At 60.7% G+C, this 333-nt stretch carries 1 pseudogene; it reads left to right on the top strand.

Annotation, left to right across the window (positions count from 1 at the left end):
• Positions 1-333, top strand: a pseudogene (locus LPW30_RS15965) (PD-(D/E)XK nuclease domain-containing protein); the annotation flags it as partial.

Below are 333 nucleotides of genomic sequence, written 5' to 3'. Positions count from 1 at the left end.
TACCTCACCCTCAAGGACATCCACGAAGAAGTCCCCAACCGGCCCCTCTACAAACTGGGCCTGCCCAACCAGGAGGTGGAAATCAGCCTCAATGAGGCCCTGCTGCCGGCGCTGGGCGTCAGCCATGCCGTCTTTGATGATGTGGTCATCCGCTTGCCGCGCCTGCTGAAAGTAGCTGACATGGCCGGCCTGGAAGCCCACCTGAAGGCTCTGTACGCCGGCCTACCCCATGACTGGTATCGCAACAACCCGATTGCCCGGTACGAAGGGCACTACGCCAGCGTGTTCTACAGCCATTTTGCTGCGCTGGGGGTTCAGGTCACGGTGGAAGAT

This window comes from Ectothiorhodospira variabilis, from assembly GCF_022227625.1.
GTDB classification, from domain to species: Bacteria; Pseudomonadota; Gammaproteobacteria; order Ectothiorhodospirales; family Ectothiorhodospiraceae; genus Ectothiorhodospira; species Ectothiorhodospira haloalkaliphila.
This window is presented reverse-complemented; position numbering and strand designations above follow the sequence as displayed.